Here is a 413-nt window from a genome sequence, read left to right on the forward strand (position 1 = left end):
GTTCCTGACTGTGGTATTGTGATTGGTTTGCTTTCCATCGGATTCGATTGTAATGGTGTCGTTCCTGACTGTGGTATTGTGATTGGTTTGCTTTCCATCGGATTCGATTGTAATGGTGTCGTTCCTGAATGTGGTATTGTGATTGGTTTGCTTTCCATCGGATTCGATTGTAATGGTGTCGTTCCTGACTGTGGTGTTGTAATTGGTTTACTCTCAACCGGATTCACTGGTATTGGTGTTGTTCCTGACTGTGGTGTTGTAATTGGTTTACTCTCAACCGGATTCACTGGTATTGGCGTTGTTCCTGACTGTGGTGTTGTAATTGGTTTACTCTCAATCGGATTCGATTGTAATGGTGTCGTTCCTGACTGTGGTATTGTGATTGGTTTGCTTTCCATCGGATTCGATTGTAA

General features: G+C 42.9%; 1 pseudogene. It reads right to left on the reverse strand.

The features are described 5' to 3' along the window. Window positions 1-413 (reverse strand): annotated as a pseudogene (locus AC1Q8L_RS29925) (CD3337/EF1877 family mobilome membrane protein); the annotation flags it as partial.

The organism is Bacillus sp. GW823-FHT06A11 (genome assembly GCF_058795355.1).